A 16,872-nucleotide genomic window follows, 5' to 3' on the forward strand; every position below is an offset into this window, starting at 1 on the left:
GAAATGTAGGCCGGGTAAGGCGAAGCGCCGCCACCCGGCTTTTTTATTGCCGGATGGCGACGCAAAGCGTCTTATCCGGCCTACATGAAAGGGGTCAGCCTCAGCGACTCTGCTTTCTCAGCAGATAGATAAAATACGGCGCGCCAATAAACGTCGACAGTAATCCCGCCGGGATCTGATACGGAAACAGCACCATTCGCCCGCACCAGTCAGCAAAGACCAGCAACACGCCTCCCGCCAGCGCCGAAATCAGCATATGCGGCATCGCCCGGCGAAAGCCCATCATACGAGCAATATGCGGAGCCATCAGCCCGACAAAGCTCAACGGACCGATTGTCATGGTCGCCGTAGCGGTCAGACCCGCAGCCAACATCAGTAAGCCAACACGCGACGGCGTTAATGCCATACCGACAGCCCGTGCAGTGTCCCCTCCTAACGGTAGAATCGTCAGCCAGCGGCGACACAACGGCGTTATCGCCAGCAGAATAATCATTACAATGCCGGTACGTAAAACCTGTTCGTTGGAGGCGTTATAAGTCGAGCCGGACATCCAGGTCAGAATGCCCGCCATGCGAGGATCGCCGCTGGCTTGCAGCATCATCAGCAGCATAGTAAATGCCGTACTGAGCGCCATCCCCGCCAACAGCATCCTGTGCGGCGAAAAACCACCTCGCCCGGCGGCAATCATAATAATAAGTAAGGTGACCGCTGCCCCGAGGCTCCCGGCGGGCAACAGCCAGCCAAAGGCATTGCCGGGGACCAGAAACAACATGAGCACGACACCGAAGGCCGCGCCGGAACTAATGCCCAACACTTCCGGGCTGGCCATCGGATTACCGGTCAAACGCTGAATAATACAACCCGCCACAGCCAGCATTACGCCAGCCACCAGTGCAGCCAGGATACGCGGCCAGCGCCAGGGCATCAGTTCATCCAGCATTGTGCCACTGGCCCAGCTCCAGCCGTGAGCATCACGGCCCAACGACAGCGCGACCACAACCGTCAGCAACAATATTGCGCCCCCAGCCAGCGCGAACATCAGCACGTGCTGGCGCTCAGCGGCGACACGGTTGCTGGCATTCATATCCGGCGTACTTATGCTCTTCAGACGCGGCAGCAACCACAGCAGTAGCGGTGCGCCAATCAGCGCCGTCACCGATCCCGTGGAGACTTCCATCCAGACGCGAGTGAGCCACAAAATAATTTGATCGGAGAGCCAGAGGATCAGCGCGCCAATGAGCGGGGCCAGCAGCAGACGCGCCAGCAAACGCCGCGCGCCGAGCATTTTCGCCAGCAGCGGCGCAAACAGGCCAATAAAGCCGATAATCCCGACGGCGTTAACCAGCAAGGCGCTGAGAACAATCGCCAATGACAAGGCCGCCAGACGCGACAATGACAGCGCCAGTCCGAGATTACGCGCCACGCCGTCATCCAGTCCCATCAGCGTCATTGGGCGTAATAGCAGCAGCGTCAACATCACGCCCCCCACCAGTTGCGGCCACAGTCTTTGCACCCCGCTCCAGTCGGTTTGCGTTAGCGTGCCGCTGCTCCATAAAAACATGGTTTGCAGTTGATCGTGATGGAAGATAACCATCAACTGGTTAATCGCCCCGCAGTACAGGCTGACCACCAGCCCGGCAAGGATTAACGTCACCGGAGAAAGACGCTTGCCCCAGGCGACGCCAAACACCAGCGCCCCAACAATACAAGCCCCTGCCAGCGCCGCAAACTGCGTGGTAAGCGCACCGGGAATAACCCACAGCGTAGTCACCGTGATGCCAAGTTGCGCACCGGTCGCGACGCCCAGCGTGGTTGGCTCTGCCAGCGGGTTACGCAGCACCTGCTGAAACAAGACGCCGACCAGCCCCAGCCCGGCGCCAACCAGTAGTGAAATCGCCAGCCTCGGCAGCAGACTGTAGTGGAAAACCATCTGCTCAATGAGATCAATATTCGGTGACCAGATAGCCTGTTGCCACTGGCTACGCGGTAGAGCAGCGGAAAAGTTAAACCAGGTCAACCAGCAGGCAGCCACAAACAGAACCGCCAGCAGCAGGGTCGGGAATAGTGCAATTCTTTTACTCACGCTTTGCCCCCCAGCGCATTATCAAGAATGCGCGCGAAGTGCATAGCCGATAGCGTGGCGCCATAGAACCAGACGGCAGGGACGCGCTGAAAACGTCCGCTGCGGACAAACGGCATCGCCTGCCACAACGGTGTAGACATCAGCGTTTGCATATCCTTGTCGTTACCGTGATCGAAGCACAGCACATCGACATCTTTGTAGGCGGCAAGCCGATCAATCCCTACCGCGGTGCTGCCCCAAAAGTTGGTTTCACCCTGCCAGGCGTTGCGGATCCCGTACTCATCCAGCACCTCCTGAAACAAGCAGTTAGGCCCAAACACCAGCATATGGCGAGGATCGAGCAAAGTTATCAGCAGTAATGGCCGCGAGCCTCGCTGAACAAAGCGCGGTTTCAGGCTGGCAATCACGTGTTCGTACTGCGCCAGATGACGTTCGGCAGCGGTCTGCAGATTCAGCAACTGCGCCAGTTCTTGCAACGACTGACGCGCAACCGCCAACGGCTTTTTGCCATCACTGAAGTTAAAGCCACGACCCGGCGCAATACGTGCAAGCTTCTCAGGTGCAGGACCGTAACCTGCCGACCAGACCATAAATGAGGGTTTCATTTCGGTCAGCAGTTCGAGATTAGGTTCAGTTCGTAATCCGACATCGATGACGGAGTCCGGCAGCGCGGGTTCGTTGACCCACAGTTTGTAGTTTGGAACATCCGCGACGCCGTAAGGTGCAACACCCAACGCCAGCAGCAGCTCAACCGGAAGCCATTCCAGCGCCACTATACGCTGTGGATCAACCGCCGCCGCACGGGCTGTATTCATTTGCCACAGTAGTGGCGACAACGCCATTGCCGTTAGCAGCCGTCGACGGGAAAGATGAGGTAATCCAATCATTAATAGACAAAACTCACGGGTGCGGCACCGGCCGGATGCGGCAAAATGCCCATCGGGATACCGTAAATCAGTTCCAGGGTTTCACTACGCATCAGTTCCGCGGGGGTTCCCTGGGCAATCATTTCACCGCCGCGCAGCGCGACCAGGTAATCACAGTAGCGGGCCGCCATATTGATATCATGCAGTACGGCGATCACCGTCAACCCACGCTGTTGGCTCAAGCGATGCACCAGCGCCAGCACGTCAACCTGATGCGCAATATCCAGCGCCGAGGTCGGTTCGTCAAGCAGCAGGCAACGGCTGTCCTGCGCCACCAGCATGGCAATCCACGCACGTTGACGCTCGCCGCCAGACAAGCTATCCACCAGGCGATGCGCCAGCGGTTTGAGCCCAACAAGCGTAATTGCCTCTTCCACTTTCTCTCTGTCGGCCACGCCAAAACGTCCCAGCGCGCCATGCCAGGGATAACGACCAATCGCTACCAGCTCACGTACCGTCATCCCTTCGGCCTGCGGTAACTGCTGGGGTAAATAGGCAACCTTACGGGCAAACGCTTTGCTGCCCCAGCTCTCCAGCGGCTGCTCATCAAGCAGGATTTCACCTTCTGACGGCGGCTGATGGCGCCCCAGCATTTTCAATAAGGTGGATTTACCGGAGCCGTTGTGGCCGATAAGCCCCGTCACTTTACCCACGGGAAAGGTTAACGAGAGAGGATGCAAAAGCGTGCGGCCAGGCACACGGAAGGAGACATTCTTCAACGCAAACGTCGTGTCGGGATGGGATCTGTTTTCCTGCATAGCGGCCAACTTGTAAATCGGGCACGCAAAGCGTGCCCAAAGAGAAATTAGAAACGGAAGGTTGCTGTTGCAACGACCTGACGTTCCGCGCCCCAGAAGCAGCCATAGGTTTGGAAGCAACTAGAAACGTATTCACGGTCCAGCAGATTGGTAACGTTGACGGCAACACTAGAGCCAGCCATACCAAAACGCGCTAAATCGTATTTAACAACCGCATCCATTACAGCAGCACTTCCCACTTTAAAGGTGTTTGCAGGATCGCCATAGCTAGAACCGATAAAACGTCCACCGGTTCCCAGTGTCAGTCCCGACAGAACGCCTTCGTTAAAGGTATAATCGCCCCAGAGTGATGCCATATGTTCAGGAACTTGTTCTACGTTGTTCCCTTTGAGATTGGTATCCTTGGTATACTCCGCATCAGTGTAAGTATATGAAGCTGTCACATTGATATTGGCATTCAAGGCCGCTTTAGCTTCAAATTCAAAGCCCTGAGAACGTACTTCGCCTGACGGAACTTGCAGATTCGAGTTGGTCGGATCGGTTGTCAGCGTATTCGTCTTCGTCAAATGATATGCCGCAGCCGTAATCACCACCGGCAGATCTTTCGGCACATATTTTACACCTGCTTCATATTGTTCACCCTTAGATGGCGCAAAAGCCATGCGTGGAGTGCTGTAGAGATCGAATGCGTTTGGTTCAAATGACTGGCTATAGCTAACGTACGGAGAAATACCATTATCAAACAGGTAGTTTACACCGCCACGCCATGTGAACTGATGATCGTTACGCTCAATATAACCCGCTTGCGGCGTGGTTGAATTCTGGCGAATTGTCGTTGCTTGCTGTGACCAGTCATAACGACCACCCAGCGTAAAGACCCACTTATCCCATTCCGCCTGATCCTGGATATAGATACCGGTTTGTTTGGTTTCGTTCATCTGATAAGGCTCGGTAGAGTCGAAAGCAAAATCATCCAGAGTCTGTGGGTTATAAAGATCCAGAACAGGAGCTGTACCAAATTTAGCATTGATATCATTACGCATACGCATGAAGTCAATACCAGTCAGCAACGTATGCTCCACCGTTCCCGTCGCGAAATTGCTCTGTAGCTGGGTATCAACACTGAAGTTCTGCAAACGTTCATCATCGACAACAGTGCCACGGCCAAGATAGTGATCGCGCTGATCGACCGGAATTGCCTGGCAAGGCGCATTAAACGTATTTGTTGTACAGATACCCGTGCCGTACACGCTCTGCTGCGACGTTTTCATTTCAGCAAAACGTAAATTCTGCCGGACGGTGAAAGTGTCATTAAAGCCGTGTTCAAAGCTGTATCCCACCATTTTCTGATTGCGGGAATAAGTATTATTTGAAGCACCTTCATTAAAATCTGTCGGCAGACGCTTGCCGTTAGGTAGCGGTTCAACCGTACCCTCCTTCGGCAACCAACCGTAGTAACCCGTTTCGGGTTCATTTTGGAAATAGGAGAGGAATGTAAAGTTGGTCTTGTCGTCAGGACGCCATGAGAAGGACGGAGCAACGGTATAACGCTGTGATTCAGAACCCTGCTGTTGCTCATTTTTGGAACGAGCCAGCCCGGTTAAACGGTAAGAGAATTCACCGTTATCATCTAATGCGTCACTAAAATCAAACCCAGTCTGGAACAGATTATCTGTTCCCATTTTGAACTGAACTTCTTTTAGCGGCTCGGTGGTTGGACGTTTACTAACCATCGAAATAATCCCACCAGGGTTACTCTTACCGTACAACACGGAAGTTGGTCCACGCATCAACTCAACACGCTCCAGCATGTAAGGATCGATAACCGCGTCGTTATAGAAGTTTCCTTGTAGTTTCAGACCATCCAGATAGTTGTTCTGGCTTAAACCGACAGAGGTAAAACCACGGATGCTGACAAAATCGTAGGTATTCGAAGCACCACGGTTACTGACCACAACGCCCGGGGTATAACCCAGTGCTTCCTTTACGGAACGAGACTGATGGATCTGCATCTCTTCACGCGTCACAACCGAAACAGACTGCGGGGTCTTTTCGATAGGCGTATCAGTCTTGGTGGCGGTGGCGGAACGCTTCGCGGCAATCGTCGGCGAAGGCCCCCATGCGCTTTCTTGTGCGGCAGGTGCTGCGGTTACGGTGATTGTTTCTTCTTTCGGTTGAACCGCCGCCTGTGCATACACAGACATGCCGCTAACCGCTGTGGCTACCACGACTGCAATTTTGCGCAGTGAGGAGTTTGGCTGAGCAGTTTTAAGACGCGCCATTGGTATATCTCTGATGAAAGTGAATGATAACGTAAACGAGAATTATTATTATAACGGCAGCATAATATTCGAAACACTGGCGAGATAGCAAGCGATACGCACCCCTACTAAAACTAAGGGGTTAAGAAATAACCAGATGAAAAGAAAGGGTTAATAAATTAGGCTGGAATGTTAGAACGCTGGCGACCCGCCGAAACGGGCCACAAGAAATTAGCGGTAAAAAACTTCAAAAGTAGCTACGGCGTCCACTTTCCCGGCTTTGACATTGCCAGTTTTGGCATAGCGTGCCTTCAGCGGAATTTCTGCCACTTCGTTAGCGCTGGTGCTGCTCACAGCGGTATAGGTTTGATCAAAACTCAGCACATTATTGTTCGCGTCCAGAATCTGGATACCGACACCGCTGGCAGAGCTGTCTCCATTGGTGATAGCCAAAATATTGCCATCCGTAACGCCTGTTGAACCAGCACTGTCGAACTGATAGTCGATTTGCGTACCTGCCCGACAATCAGCAATCTCGATTTTAAAACTATTGTCAGTAAGTACTTCTGAAAATTGACTGTCAAAGTTATCGACATTAATCGTCTTCAGCGGCACGTAGATATTTTTATCTTCCAGATTACAGGTATTGGTCTGGATATGAATACTGGTGGGAGATACCACTATCTGAGCAATCACATCATTACCCCACTTCTCTTCTGCCGTCAGCCTGGAGGTATCAAGATAACCATCCTCAACGTCGCCCGTCACAACCAACTGCATTGACGCATGGTACTTCGTATGAATAGTGCTCGATCCGCTCGAACCATAGCTATAAAAATGCATGGGAGTGACGATATCATCAGAGGTAAAGGTAGACATTCGTTCTTCCGCTTCCGCCATACGGATACCTATACCTGGCACGCCAGTCTGATAAACGCCTTCCAGCACTTCATTGCGGGCATCGGCATCCGTTAACATCACGTAGCCTTTGTATTTGTTGCCACTATTCCGGCAATTCATATCAATTTGACCGCTCTCAATGCTTCCCTCATAAATAATCGTACCAACTGGTGTATCAGGCTCCACCGTTATGCTTGCCGGAAGTTGAAAGATCAGTGCGCTATTTTCCGGGAGGGTTCCGGTACATGTGGTGGCATAAACAGGAGCTGCCGCTCCCGCTAAAATCAATATGATCAAAATAGCCCTGAAAATATTTTGATTCCTTTTACTCATATCTGACAAATTCCATATTTATAAGTCATCTTCAGTTATTGGCAATTAACCGTAGCAGTGAAAATTCCCGCACCCGCGTTCTCAGGCACGCTTACGCTACCCGTGCATTTCGTTTGTGCGGTATTTCCCCATTGCGCCTCAATGCGCTGTGTTCCTTTTAGCCCCGTGACATACACTTCACCGTCGTCGCCTACGATCGATGTCGTACCGTCCATACTCAACACCGCGCCAAAAGGAACTACGCTCTGACCATGTTTTAAGGTAAGTAATGCACGCTTGCCTGAACGCGCCGTGAAGTCAACTTTCACGACAGCCCCTTTTGTCGGGGTCGTATCCAGAGAAGCATCCTTAATATCAATATCGTCACGTCCCTGGGTATTCACAGTAATAGTATTACGGCGATAATTGGTTAAAGTCGGCACAATGGCATTGCCCCAATAATCGGTGTAAACCCCCAAAGAATTTTGTATTTTTACATTATCGCCATTGGTAATGTGCACAATGGCAAAGGCATCCTGTATGGATTGACCAAGCGTGATTCCCTGCGAATGTGCGACAACGGAACCCTGCGCGCTATAGCCCCACTGCTTACTGTCCTTTTGATAACTGTAATTGGTGCTGAACTCGCCAGCCGATGTCCGATACCGGGAAGAGAGATAGGCACCATAACCGACATCGTTATCGGTGTAGGTTTGCTGGAGGTTGTAATTTAAATTGTTATTTTCCAGCAGCGTTCCGCTGACACCGACCTGATGCGAGCTATTACCATTTTTGGAACTCGTCAGGTTATATGTTCCCCAGGCGTTCGCCAGCCACCGCGAAAGAGGGATGTTAATTGAAACAGAAAACAGCTGATCGTTAGTGGTTGATGGCGTTTTTGTCATGCTGTAATTCAGCGACCAGTTAATGCCCTGCCAACTGCGACTGTAACCCAGACTGACGCTGCGTTCATGACCATCCATGCCCCAGTAATCTTGCTGATAAGCGTTGGCGTATACCGATCCCCAGCTCTGTAACGACTGAGAAAGATTAAGTTGCAGGCGGCTGCGACGGTTATAGCTATCGCGATAGCTATAGATGCTGTCATCGTCGTAGCTGTTATTACGCTGATCGAGCGCCTCCTGAAAGGTATAAAACCCGGAGGTGGAATAACGATAGCTGGCCAGCGTGACCGTGGTATTGGTTAACGGAAAATCTTTTGCGTACTGCGCGCGCCACGACTGGCCATTCGCATCCGCGCGTTCGTCGTCAAACGCGGTTCTCGCCGCCGTCAGATCCATCGACAGCGAACCAAAATCGCGTAAATCGGCTCCGATGCCGGCCAGTCCGGCGCGATATATCGACGCGCCCTGCAGACCGCCGTAAGCGGTAATTCCGAAAGGTAAGCCATAAATTGCCGTAGCCTGGCTGAATTCCGGCTCCTCGCCGTTATCAACATCGCGATATTTCCCAGCCGCCAGGCTGTACTTCAGCGCGCCTTCACGTTGCATAATCGGCACCGAGGAGCTGGCCTGAATAAAGCTGCGCTCTGTACCGTCGGCCTCCGTCACGGTGACTTCCAGATCCGCTCCTGCCGTCACCTGCGTTAAATCACGAATTTCAAACGGGCCAGGCGAGACGTTGGTCTGGTAGATGGTGTAACCGTTTTGCTTAATGGTGACTTTGGCATCGCTATTAGCAATCCCACGAACGACCGGGGCAAAGCCCTGTAATCCACTGGGCTGCATACTGGTATCTGTCTCCAGCTTAACGCCCGTCATCTGCACGCTATCGAACAGTTCGCCGTTAGTGTAGGTTTGCCCTATCTGAAGCTGGCTACGCAATGCTTTGACATCGCGTCCAAGCGTCGTATTAATAGATTGCCAACCATTGTCATTCCCCCAATTGCTGGTGTTACGCAAACGCCAGGGGCCGATATTCATCCCTGAATTCAAACTTGCCCAGTTCGAAGCATTATTTTGACCTCTGGATTGTTGGTGCGATCCCGAAATATAGTAACTGGTCCACAGAGCCGGAATGCCGTCATCCCAGAAAGTGGGATTGCTTTCGCCCGAAATTTTGCGGTCGCGGTAGATCTGCGGAATACGTAATTGCAGCACCTGTGTTTCCGGACTGAAGTCATAGCGTCCATCCGAGATATATTCGCTAATATCACCCAGCAACGTATCTTCGTTAACATTATTTAATGCCGGAACCGTATCAACTTTAACGCCCAGTTCGCGCAGCTCCGCTTTGGTAAATTGCGGAATCAGTTTGCTCTTATCTTTTGAAAGGAGGTAATTTAAATTTCGTTTATCAATGCGATCCTGATCCCAAACAATCGACGTTAAATAACGTCCGGGGGATAAACCATTATGCTGTAAAAAAGCTTCAAGCGCCCCGGTATTCTCAAGTGGGGTTCCCGTTTCAAGTACACTGAGATTGAAATAATCATCAGCACAAACGGAACCACTCGCAGTCAATATCGCGAATGTCAGCGTATTGAGAGCAAAAAGTCGGGCAACACGATGCGAAGGCATAAATATCCCACACAACTCATCAATAGCTGATTTACAGCGACTGTTTACGCTGTTCGGTTTCGGAGCCAAAATCATTAATAGCGGTCCAGATAACGTCCCCTTTTACTGCAGATGGCAGCGGAAAACGCTGCTCACCAAATGGAGCGACCATCATGGTTAATGCCGAGGGGGAATGTTGCTCCGATGCAGCCTTAACCACTTTCCCCGCAACCGTCAACTGTCCAAAGGTGATGTAGAAGGGCGTTGGGTTTTTTACTACTAACTGGTTTTGATTGCGGTTAAATTGCAACGATTGCCAGGCTGTTTGCGCTTCGCTTTCTTTTAGCGAAACCGGGCGGTAGAACAGCTTTAACCTGGTCTTAATTGCAAATTGCAGCGTGTTCTTGTCATGCAATTCTTCTGGGATCGCTGCAACAGATTTGATGTTCGCCATAAATAATGACTCACGATCCTGAGGCAGCGCCGATTTATTTCCGGTATAAACCACGTGTAGCAGCGTCTGGCGGTTTTCGTCCAATTTGTAAATTGGCGGTGTCATAATAAATGGCGCTTTGCTGTCATCAATATTACTGACCCAGCTCTGCACCAGATAACGTTTATCATTATCTTTATTTTTTAAAGCAATCTGTACTTCAGACTGGTTAGCCGGATATATAATTCGTGTGCCACCCACTACTACGCCAGCTTGAACCGAATTTAATCCCGAGGTTAATATAAGTATTAATGCTGTGAAAAGTCGTTTCATCTTTCCATTCCATTGAAATACTGGCCCTGCCTGGGCCAGGTTTATGATGATTAACGATAAAGCAGAGTATAGGTCGCTTGTGCGGTATAATCACCGGTAGTTGGTAAAGTGCTACCAACCTGGATAACCTCAGCTTTATAATTAAAAACCACGCTCTCACCGTTAGTCTTATTCAGTGCCGCTTCAGGATCTGAGCCATCAAATTTCACGTAGTTGCTGCTCCCTTCAGGAAGCATACGTACCCCGAGGTTCTGCGCAGTCCCTGTCGCCTGCAAGACTTCATCGTCGTATCCGGCAATACGCGTCCCATCAAATTTGATATTGAGGTTGGCAACCGCAGCATCACATTCTGTCAGCGTAATCGCAAAAGATTGCGTGTCGCCGACTTTTTTATCTTCGCCAAACGCAGTTTGAGAAAGGTTGTTAAACGTCACAGTACCGTTTGTCGCCGTACCGTTTACATCCACTTTGCAACTATCGGGAAGAATCTTCCCATTGAACGTTATGGTTCCGGTATCAACAGCTAACGCAGGAACTGCGGTGCCAGCCAGTATGCTGCTGACAAACAACGAGGTGAGAATTTTTTTGCACATAACGCATTCCTTACATATGTCGACAAAAATTAACAAAGAAAAGTTAACAGGGAAATAGAGATGGGCTGGAGATGCGCTGTAGACCTGTATGTAACATACAACAGCAGATATATAATATATCGTTATCAACTCATTCAATTAAAAGCATTCCCTTGCGTCATTAATTCTACGCGCCACGATATGTAAAAGCTAACCTATGAATTTATAAAAACTATAAAAAAACAGGTTTAACATCTTGTTTTTCATATTAAATAGCGTAAAAATGATATTTTCTTAATTCTGAATTAAGTTAACATCGAAGCATTCACAAAGAAAATAATCAAGAATTAAATATGCAATTGATAAATAAAAATAAATAAAAAACCGACAAAAAAACCGAGTGAAATTAACCAACAACAAATACATACAAAAAAATAATATAATAATTTTATGAGCAGACGTAATCAGAGTTCAAAAGGGAAATGACCAGAAAGGGATGTGTAATAACGGCAGGATGGAGCCTCCCCCACACCAGCGGTGATTAACACAGCGCTGATGCGGGGGAGAACAGCTAAATCAGATATCAGTTACTACCAAACATATCTTTGATCCAACCTGCTACACCATTGCTGTCTTTCTTCTCCTGCTGGGCTGGCTGCTGCTGTTGAGGCTGTTGCTGCTGCGGCTGTTGAGAAGATTGATCGAACGGATTACCCGATTGCTGCTGCATCTCACCTTGCTGACACAACGAATCCGGATCGGTGGTCCATACCGGCAGCGTGCGCATACCGCCGCTACACACAAAGTTACCGTCGTAGTCTACGCCCATATCCACCACATCCTCCGGTGGCGTCAGCACCAGAGGTGTTGGCGTCTGGTTAGCCAGATAACGCTGATAAATCGACATTGCGCCGCTGGCACCGTACAACTTGGTTGGCTGGTTGTTATCGCGGCCTACCCAGGTAATCGTCACCTGGCTGCCGTCGATCCCGGCAAACCAGGTATCCACATTGTTGTTGGTGGTCCCGGTTTTCCCTGCCAGATGCAGCCCCGGATACTTCGCGCCAAGCTGGCGACCCGTACCGCGTTGAACCACCTGTTGCATGGTCCACAACGTCATATATGCCGCTTGAGCAGGCACTGCGCGCTCTGCCTGCGGGAAGCTTTGATACAGCACGGTCCCATCTTCAGCAATCACCGAACGCAGTGCTGATAATGGCGCACGATTACCCCCGCTGGCGATGGTCTGGAACGCCTGCGCCACTTCAATTGGCGTCAGGTTCAACGCCCCCAGCAGCATCGCCGGAACCGGATTGAGCTGATCTTTCGGGGCGCCCAGTTTCGTCCAGGTCTCGGTAACCGCGGGCAGACCCAGCGCCATCCCCAGATTGACGGTCGGGACGTTCATTGAACGCGTTAATGCATCCACCAGCATCACTTTACCGCTTTCGCTATAGCGACGGTCATCGTTCTGCGGTGACCACACCTGGCCGTTCGGCTGGCGCAGCGCAATCGGCGCATCGGCAATCCAGGTATTCAGGCGATACAGCTTCGGCTGGCTCAGCGCCGTCAGATAGGTTGCCGGTTTTGCCAGAGAACCAATCGAACGACGCGCCTGCATCGCACGGTTATAGCCCGCAAACTGCGGCTCTGCGCCGCCGACCATAGCACGAACCTCGCCGCTAAAGCGGTCAACGACCACAATCGCGGTTTCCAGGTCGCTCAGCTTGCGCTGTTTCTTCAGCACAGGAATGCCTTCCACCGCCGCTTTTTCTGCGGCGTCCTGCGCCACGGAATCAAAGGTGGTGAAAATTTTCACACCGGAGAGATCTTTGACCTTATCGCCCAGCTTCGCCTGTAGCTCCTGGCGTACCATCTGCATAAACGCTGGCTGTGGTGAAATCACCCCGCCACGCGGCTGCACGCCTAACGGGCGCGCACTCAGCATGTCATACAGATCCTGATCGATAATCTGCTGCTGTTGCAGCAGGCGCAGCACCAGATTACGACGCTCCAGCGCCAGCTTCGGATTACGCCATGGGTTGTAGATTGACGCGCCTTTCACCATTCCCACCAGCAGCGCCTGCTGGTCAAGACTCAACTCCTCTACCGGACGACCAAAATAATACAGGCTCGCCAGCGGGAAGCCGCGAATTTCATTATCGCCGCTTTGACCGAGATAGACTTCGTTCATGTACAGCTCAAGAATGCGGTCTTTGCTGTAACGCGCGTCCATCAACAGCGCCATATAGGCTTCGTTGGCCTTACGCCAGTAGGAACGTTCACTGGAGAGGAACAGGTTTTTCACCAGTTGCTGAGTCAGCGTACTCGCCCCCTGCACCGTGCGACCGGCCGTCAGGTTAGCCAGCACCGCACGACCAATCGAGTAGAGGCTGACGCCATCATGCTCATAGAAGTGACGGTCTTCGGTTGCCAGCAGCGTATCAACCAGCAAATCCGGGAAGCCGCTGCGTGGAACGAACAGGCGCTGCTCACCGTTAGGGGAAGAGAGCATGGTAATCAGGCGTGGATCGAGACGGAAGAAACCGAACTGGCGGTTGTTATCCATATTCTCGATGGTGTCCAGATGATCGCCGTCAAAGGTCAGACGCGCGCGCACCTGCCCTTCTTTACTGTCCGGGAAGTCAAACGGACGACGAATCATCTCAATGCTTTTCGCCTGCACGGTGAATTCGCCCGGGCGCGTCATTTTCGTTACCTGACGGTACTGTGTCGCCTCCAGCAGTTTCACCATCTCGTTCTTGCCGATCGGCATTTCTGGCTCAAGGTTAACCATGCGGCCATATACTGCCGCAGGCAGTTGCCAGACTTTACCGTCGATACGGCTACGGATTTTTTGGTCCAGATACACGCCATATATCGCGATCAGCACCAAAAAGACGATCGACAGTTTTACCAGCAGCCAGAACCAGCCGCGCTTACCACGAGGCTTACGCCCTTTGCCTTTACCCTTACGCGGCATCGGTTCTTCATCCTCATAGTCATCATCATAATCATCGTCATACTCATCATCTCTGAGTTGACGACGGCTCACCTTTTGTTTCACCGGACGTGAGGGTTTCCCTTTACGTCCAATTGGCTCGCGGTCATTCCCCGCCATGCTTTTTCTCCGCAACATTCAGGCGCAAAGGCCCGATTCTCTGTTCTTCCGTCAGGCGACAGAAGAAGAAATCTCTCAATTTTCAGCTGTATTTATGCCGGATGGCGGCGTAAAACGCCTTATCCGGCCTACGTTCGCCCTGATAAGCGCAGCGCCATTAGGCAACCACGCATACAGCTATGAATACTTTTTGGTGCGCCGCGTTGGCGCGGTATTCGCCGGATCGTCCGGCCAGACGTGCTTGGGATAACGCCCTTTCATCTCTTTTTGTACCTCACGGTACGATCCTTTCCAGAATGCGCTCAGATCGCTCGTTACCTGCAGCGGTCGCTGGGCCGGAGACAGCAGTTCCAGCACCAACGGCACACGCCCCCCGGCGATGGTTGGGGTCTTCGCTTCGCCAAACATTTCCTGCATCCGAACGGCCAATACCGGAGGGTTATCCTCGTGATAGCGAATGGCTATCCGGCTTCCCGTCGGCACAGTGTAATGCGCAGGAAGCTCACTATCCAGACGTTGCAGCATCGACCAGTCCAGCAAACCGCGCAATGCCTGGCCCACATTTACTGCTTTGAGCGCACGTAAAGAGTGCACACCGCTCATGTGCGGCAGCAGCCAGGTCTCCAGCGTCGCCAGCAGAGAATCCTCATCTACCGCAGGCCAGTCGTACTCAGGTAACCAGTTTGCCGCACACTGCAAACGCAGCCGAAACTGCTCGGCCTCCGGCGTCCAGTTGAGCACACTTAACCCTTTATCGCGAATACCATTCAGCATCGCCTGATGCAACTCATCTTCCGAGAGCCTGGCCAGTGGCTGCACTTTTAGCGTCAACTGGCCTATCCGCGTGCGGCGCAGTGCTTTTAACGTTCCCTGGGCTTCATCCCATTCGATGGTGTCGGACTGTTGCAGCAGTTCAGGACACGTCTGCATCAACGCTTCAATATCCAACGGCAACGCTAACAAAATACGCGCATCCGGTGACGCGCTGCCTTGCAGTAACAGCGGCGCTATCAGCCACTCATGGCGTCCCAGGGCGTCATCGGCATCCAGCATCGCGCCCATGCCGTTGGCCAGTTGATAGCGTCCTTCTTGTCCACGTCGACGCGCGATCCGATCGGCAAACGCCTGCGCCAGCAACGAGGGGAGCAGCGCGCTATCGGGCTGCCTGCTGCGAACGTTAAGCCGTTTCAGCAATTGCTGGCTGCGCTGCTGCCAGGCGGGCTGATTTCGTGAAAACGCGACAGCCAAATCGGTGCTGCCCCCGCGCGGCGGCTCTTCCAGAATTGCTGCCAGTTTTGCCGCCGATGCCGCTTCATCGTCATTGTTGGTGCTAACCAGCATAGCCGCTAAACGGGGTTCGTTACCCAACGCCGCCATTTTCTGCCCCGTGGCGCTGAGTCTGTCGCCCTCCAGCGCGCCCAGCATCTGTAACAAACGCGTTGCCGCCTGCAGGTTGATAGCGGGTGGCGTATCCAGCCAGTTCAACTGTGCGGGATCGGTGCATCCCCATTGCAGCAGCTCCATCAGCAGCCCGGACAGATCGCTCTGTAATATCTCAGGCTCTCCCTGTGTCGCCGCTCTTTCCGCCTGCTCTTTAGCAAGCAAATGTAGGCAGATACCTGGCTCCAGACGCCCGGCGCGTCCGGCACGCTGGGTCATTGAGGCCTGGCTGATACGTTGGGTAATCAGTCGCGTCAAACCGGTGCGTGCATCATAACGCGCCACGCGCTCCTGGGCGCAGTCCACCACCAACCGGATCCCTTCAATCGTTAAGCTGGTTTCGGCAATATTGGTCGCCAGCACCACTTTGCGCTTACCTTGCGGCGCAGGCAAAATCGCCTGACGCTGCTCAGCCAACGTCAACGCGCCGTATAACGGACATAACACAACATCGCCGCCCACACGCGACGCCAGCTGTTCCTGCACGCGCAGGATTTCCCCTACGCCCGGTAAAAACAGTAGCAGCGACCCGCTTTCGTGGCGCAGGAGTTCCACCGTCGCTATCGCCACCGCTTCATCAAAACGCAGATGCGCCGCCAACGGCTGGTAGCGCCGTTCAACAGGAAACGCGCGTCCTTCGGAAACAAGGGTAGGCGCTTCAGGCAACAGCTGCTGCAAACGCCCGTTGTCCAGTGTGGCTGACATAATCAGCAGCTTTAAATCGTCCCGCAGGCCTTGCTGTACGTCCAACAGCAGCGCCAGTGCCAGGTCGGCCTGCAGGCTGCGCTCGTGAAATTCGTCGAGGATCACCAGCCCAACGCCCGCCAGTTCAGGATCGCGCTGGATCATGCGCGTCAGGACGCCCTCCGTCACCACTTCAAGCCGGGTTTGCGGCCCCACGCAGCTTTGCGCACGCATGCGATAGCCCACGGTTTCGCCGGGCTTTTCGTTCAGCGACTCCGCCAGTCGTTGTGCCACATTGCGAGCCGCCAGGCGACGCGGCTCCAGCAGGATAATGCGCCCCGATATCCCCTGATGCGCCAGAAGCTGTAGCGGCAGCCAGGTCGATTTCCCGGCACCGGTCGGCGCGGTCAGCAGGACCTGCGGTGAAGCATCAAGGGCAGTAAGCAGTTCAGGCACTATGGCGGCAACGGGCAACGACGTCACAAATGACTCCAGAGGGTTAACATTCTTCGCGCTGCATTGTAGCATCG

The 16,872-nt window shown here is 52.7% G+C and carries 10 protein-coding genes; all 10 read right to left on the reverse strand.

Translation table 11 applies throughout. The features are described from left to right. Positions 1-100: 100 nt before the first annotated feature. The 10 genes from fhuB to hrpB all read right to left on the reverse strand — a co-directional run bounded on the left by fhuB (position 101) and on the right by hrpB (position 16,825). The gene (gene fhuB / locus IB196_RS18220; RefSeq protein WP_188232469.1) at positions 101-2,083 is read right to left on the reverse strand and encodes a Fe(3+)-hydroxamate ABC transporter permease FhuB; all 1,983 of its coding nucleotides are present in this window, start codon (positions 2,081-2,083) and stop codon (positions 101-103) included. Next, the gene (gene fhuD, locus IB196_RS18225) at positions 2,080-2,970 is read right to left on the reverse strand and encodes a Fe(3+)-hydroxamate ABC transporter substrate-binding protein FhuD (protein ID WP_005120620.1); all 891 of its coding nucleotides are present in this window, start codon (positions 2,968-2,970) and stop codon (positions 2,080-2,082) included. Before fhuD ends, fhuB begins: the two co-directional genes overlap by 4 nt. Continuing rightward, positions 2,970-3,767 (reverse strand): Fe3+-hydroxamate ABC transporter ATP-binding protein FhuC, encoded by a 798-nt coding sequence (gene fhuC, locus IB196_RS18230; protein WP_005120619.1) that lies wholly within the window; start codon positions 3,765-3,767, stop codon positions 2,970-2,972. The genes fhuD and fhuC overlap by 1 nt, the downstream gene beginning before the upstream one ends. A 47-nt stretch (positions 3,768-3,814) precedes the next feature. Next, positions 3,815-6,049, reverse strand: a complete 2,235-nt coding sequence (gene fhuA / locus IB196_RS18235; RefSeq protein ID WP_005120618.1) for a ferrichrome porin FhuA — start codon at positions 6,047-6,049, stop codon at positions 3,815-3,817. 210 nt (positions 6,050-6,259) lie between these two features. Beyond that, positions 6,260-7,261: a fimbrial protein gene (locus IB196_RS18240; RefSeq protein ID WP_223237023.1), complete on the reverse strand. Its 1,002-nt coding sequence runs from the start codon at positions 7,259-7,261 to the stop codon at positions 6,260-6,262. A 35-nt stretch (positions 7,262-7,296) separates the two neighbouring features. Continuing rightward, positions 7,297-9,780 (reverse strand): fimbria/pilus outer membrane usher protein, encoded by a 2,484-nt coding sequence (locus IB196_RS18245; protein ID WP_040230015.1) that lies wholly within the window; start codon positions 9,778-9,780, stop codon positions 7,297-7,299. A gap of 31 nt (positions 9,781-9,811) precedes the next feature. After that, positions 9,812-10,525 carry a molecular chaperone gene (locus IB196_RS18250; RefSeq protein ID WP_188232468.1) on the reverse strand — a complete coding sequence of 238 codons (714 nt, stop codon included), beginning with the start codon at positions 10,523-10,525 and terminating at the stop codon, positions 9,812-9,814. Between the two features lie 50 nt (positions 10,526-10,575). Beyond that, positions 10,576-11,118 carry a fimbrial protein gene (locus IB196_RS18255; protein WP_149691223.1) on the reverse strand — a complete coding sequence of 181 codons (543 nt, stop codon included), beginning with the start codon at positions 11,116-11,118 and terminating at the stop codon, positions 10,576-10,578. A 562-nt stretch (positions 11,119-11,680) separates the two neighbouring features. Continuing rightward, complete coding sequence (gene mrcB, locus IB196_RS18260) at positions 11,681-14,218, reverse strand: bifunctional glycosyl transferase/transpeptidase (RefSeq protein WP_005124717.1); 2,538 nt, start codon at positions 14,216-14,218, stop codon at positions 11,681-11,683. A gap of 177 nt (positions 14,219-14,395) precedes the next feature. Next, positions 14,396-16,825 carry an ATP-dependent helicase HrpB gene (hrpB, locus tag IB196_RS18265; RefSeq protein WP_188232467.1) on the reverse strand — a complete coding sequence of 810 codons (2,430 nt, stop codon included), beginning with the start codon at positions 16,823-16,825 and terminating at the stop codon, positions 14,396-14,398. Positions 16,826-16,872 lie beyond the last annotated feature (47 nt).

The organism is Citrobacter sp. C6_1, assembly GCF_014596835.2.
Classification (GTDB): Bacteria; Pseudomonadota; Gammaproteobacteria; order Enterobacterales; family Enterobacteriaceae; genus Citrobacter; species Citrobacter pasteurii.

Bases quoted from the DNA above. Each gene is read 5' to 3' on its own strand.
- mrcB (WP_005124717.1), bottom strand. From the start codon at position 14,218: ATGGCGGGGAATGACCGCGAGCCAATTGGACGTAAAGGGAAACCCTCA.
- IB196_RS18245 (WP_040230015.1), bottom strand. From the start codon at position 9,780: ATGCCTTCGCATCGTGTTGCCCGACTTTTTGCTCTCAATACGCTGACA.
- fhuD (WP_005120620.1), bottom strand. From the start codon at position 2,970: ATGATTGGATTACCTCATCTTTCCCGTCGACGGCTGCTAACGGCAATG.
- IB196_RS18250 (WP_188232468.1), bottom strand. From the start codon at position 10,525: ATGAAACGACTTTTCACAGCATTAATACTTATATTAACCTCGGGATTA.
- fhuA (WP_005120618.1), bottom strand. From the start codon at position 6,049: ATGGCGCGTCTTAAAACTGCTCAGCCAAACTCCTCACTGCGCAAAATT.
- IB196_RS18240 (WP_223237023.1), bottom strand. From the start codon at position 7,261: ATGAGTAAAAGGAATCAAAATATTTTCAGGGCTATTTTGATCATATTG.
- fhuC (WP_005120619.1), bottom strand. From the start codon at position 3,767: ATGCAGGAAAACAGATCCCATCCCGACACGACGTTTGCGTTGAAGAAT.
- IB196_RS18255 (WP_149691223.1), bottom strand. From the start codon at position 11,118: ATGTGCAAAAAAATTCTCACCTCGTTGTTTGTCAGCAGCATACTGGCT.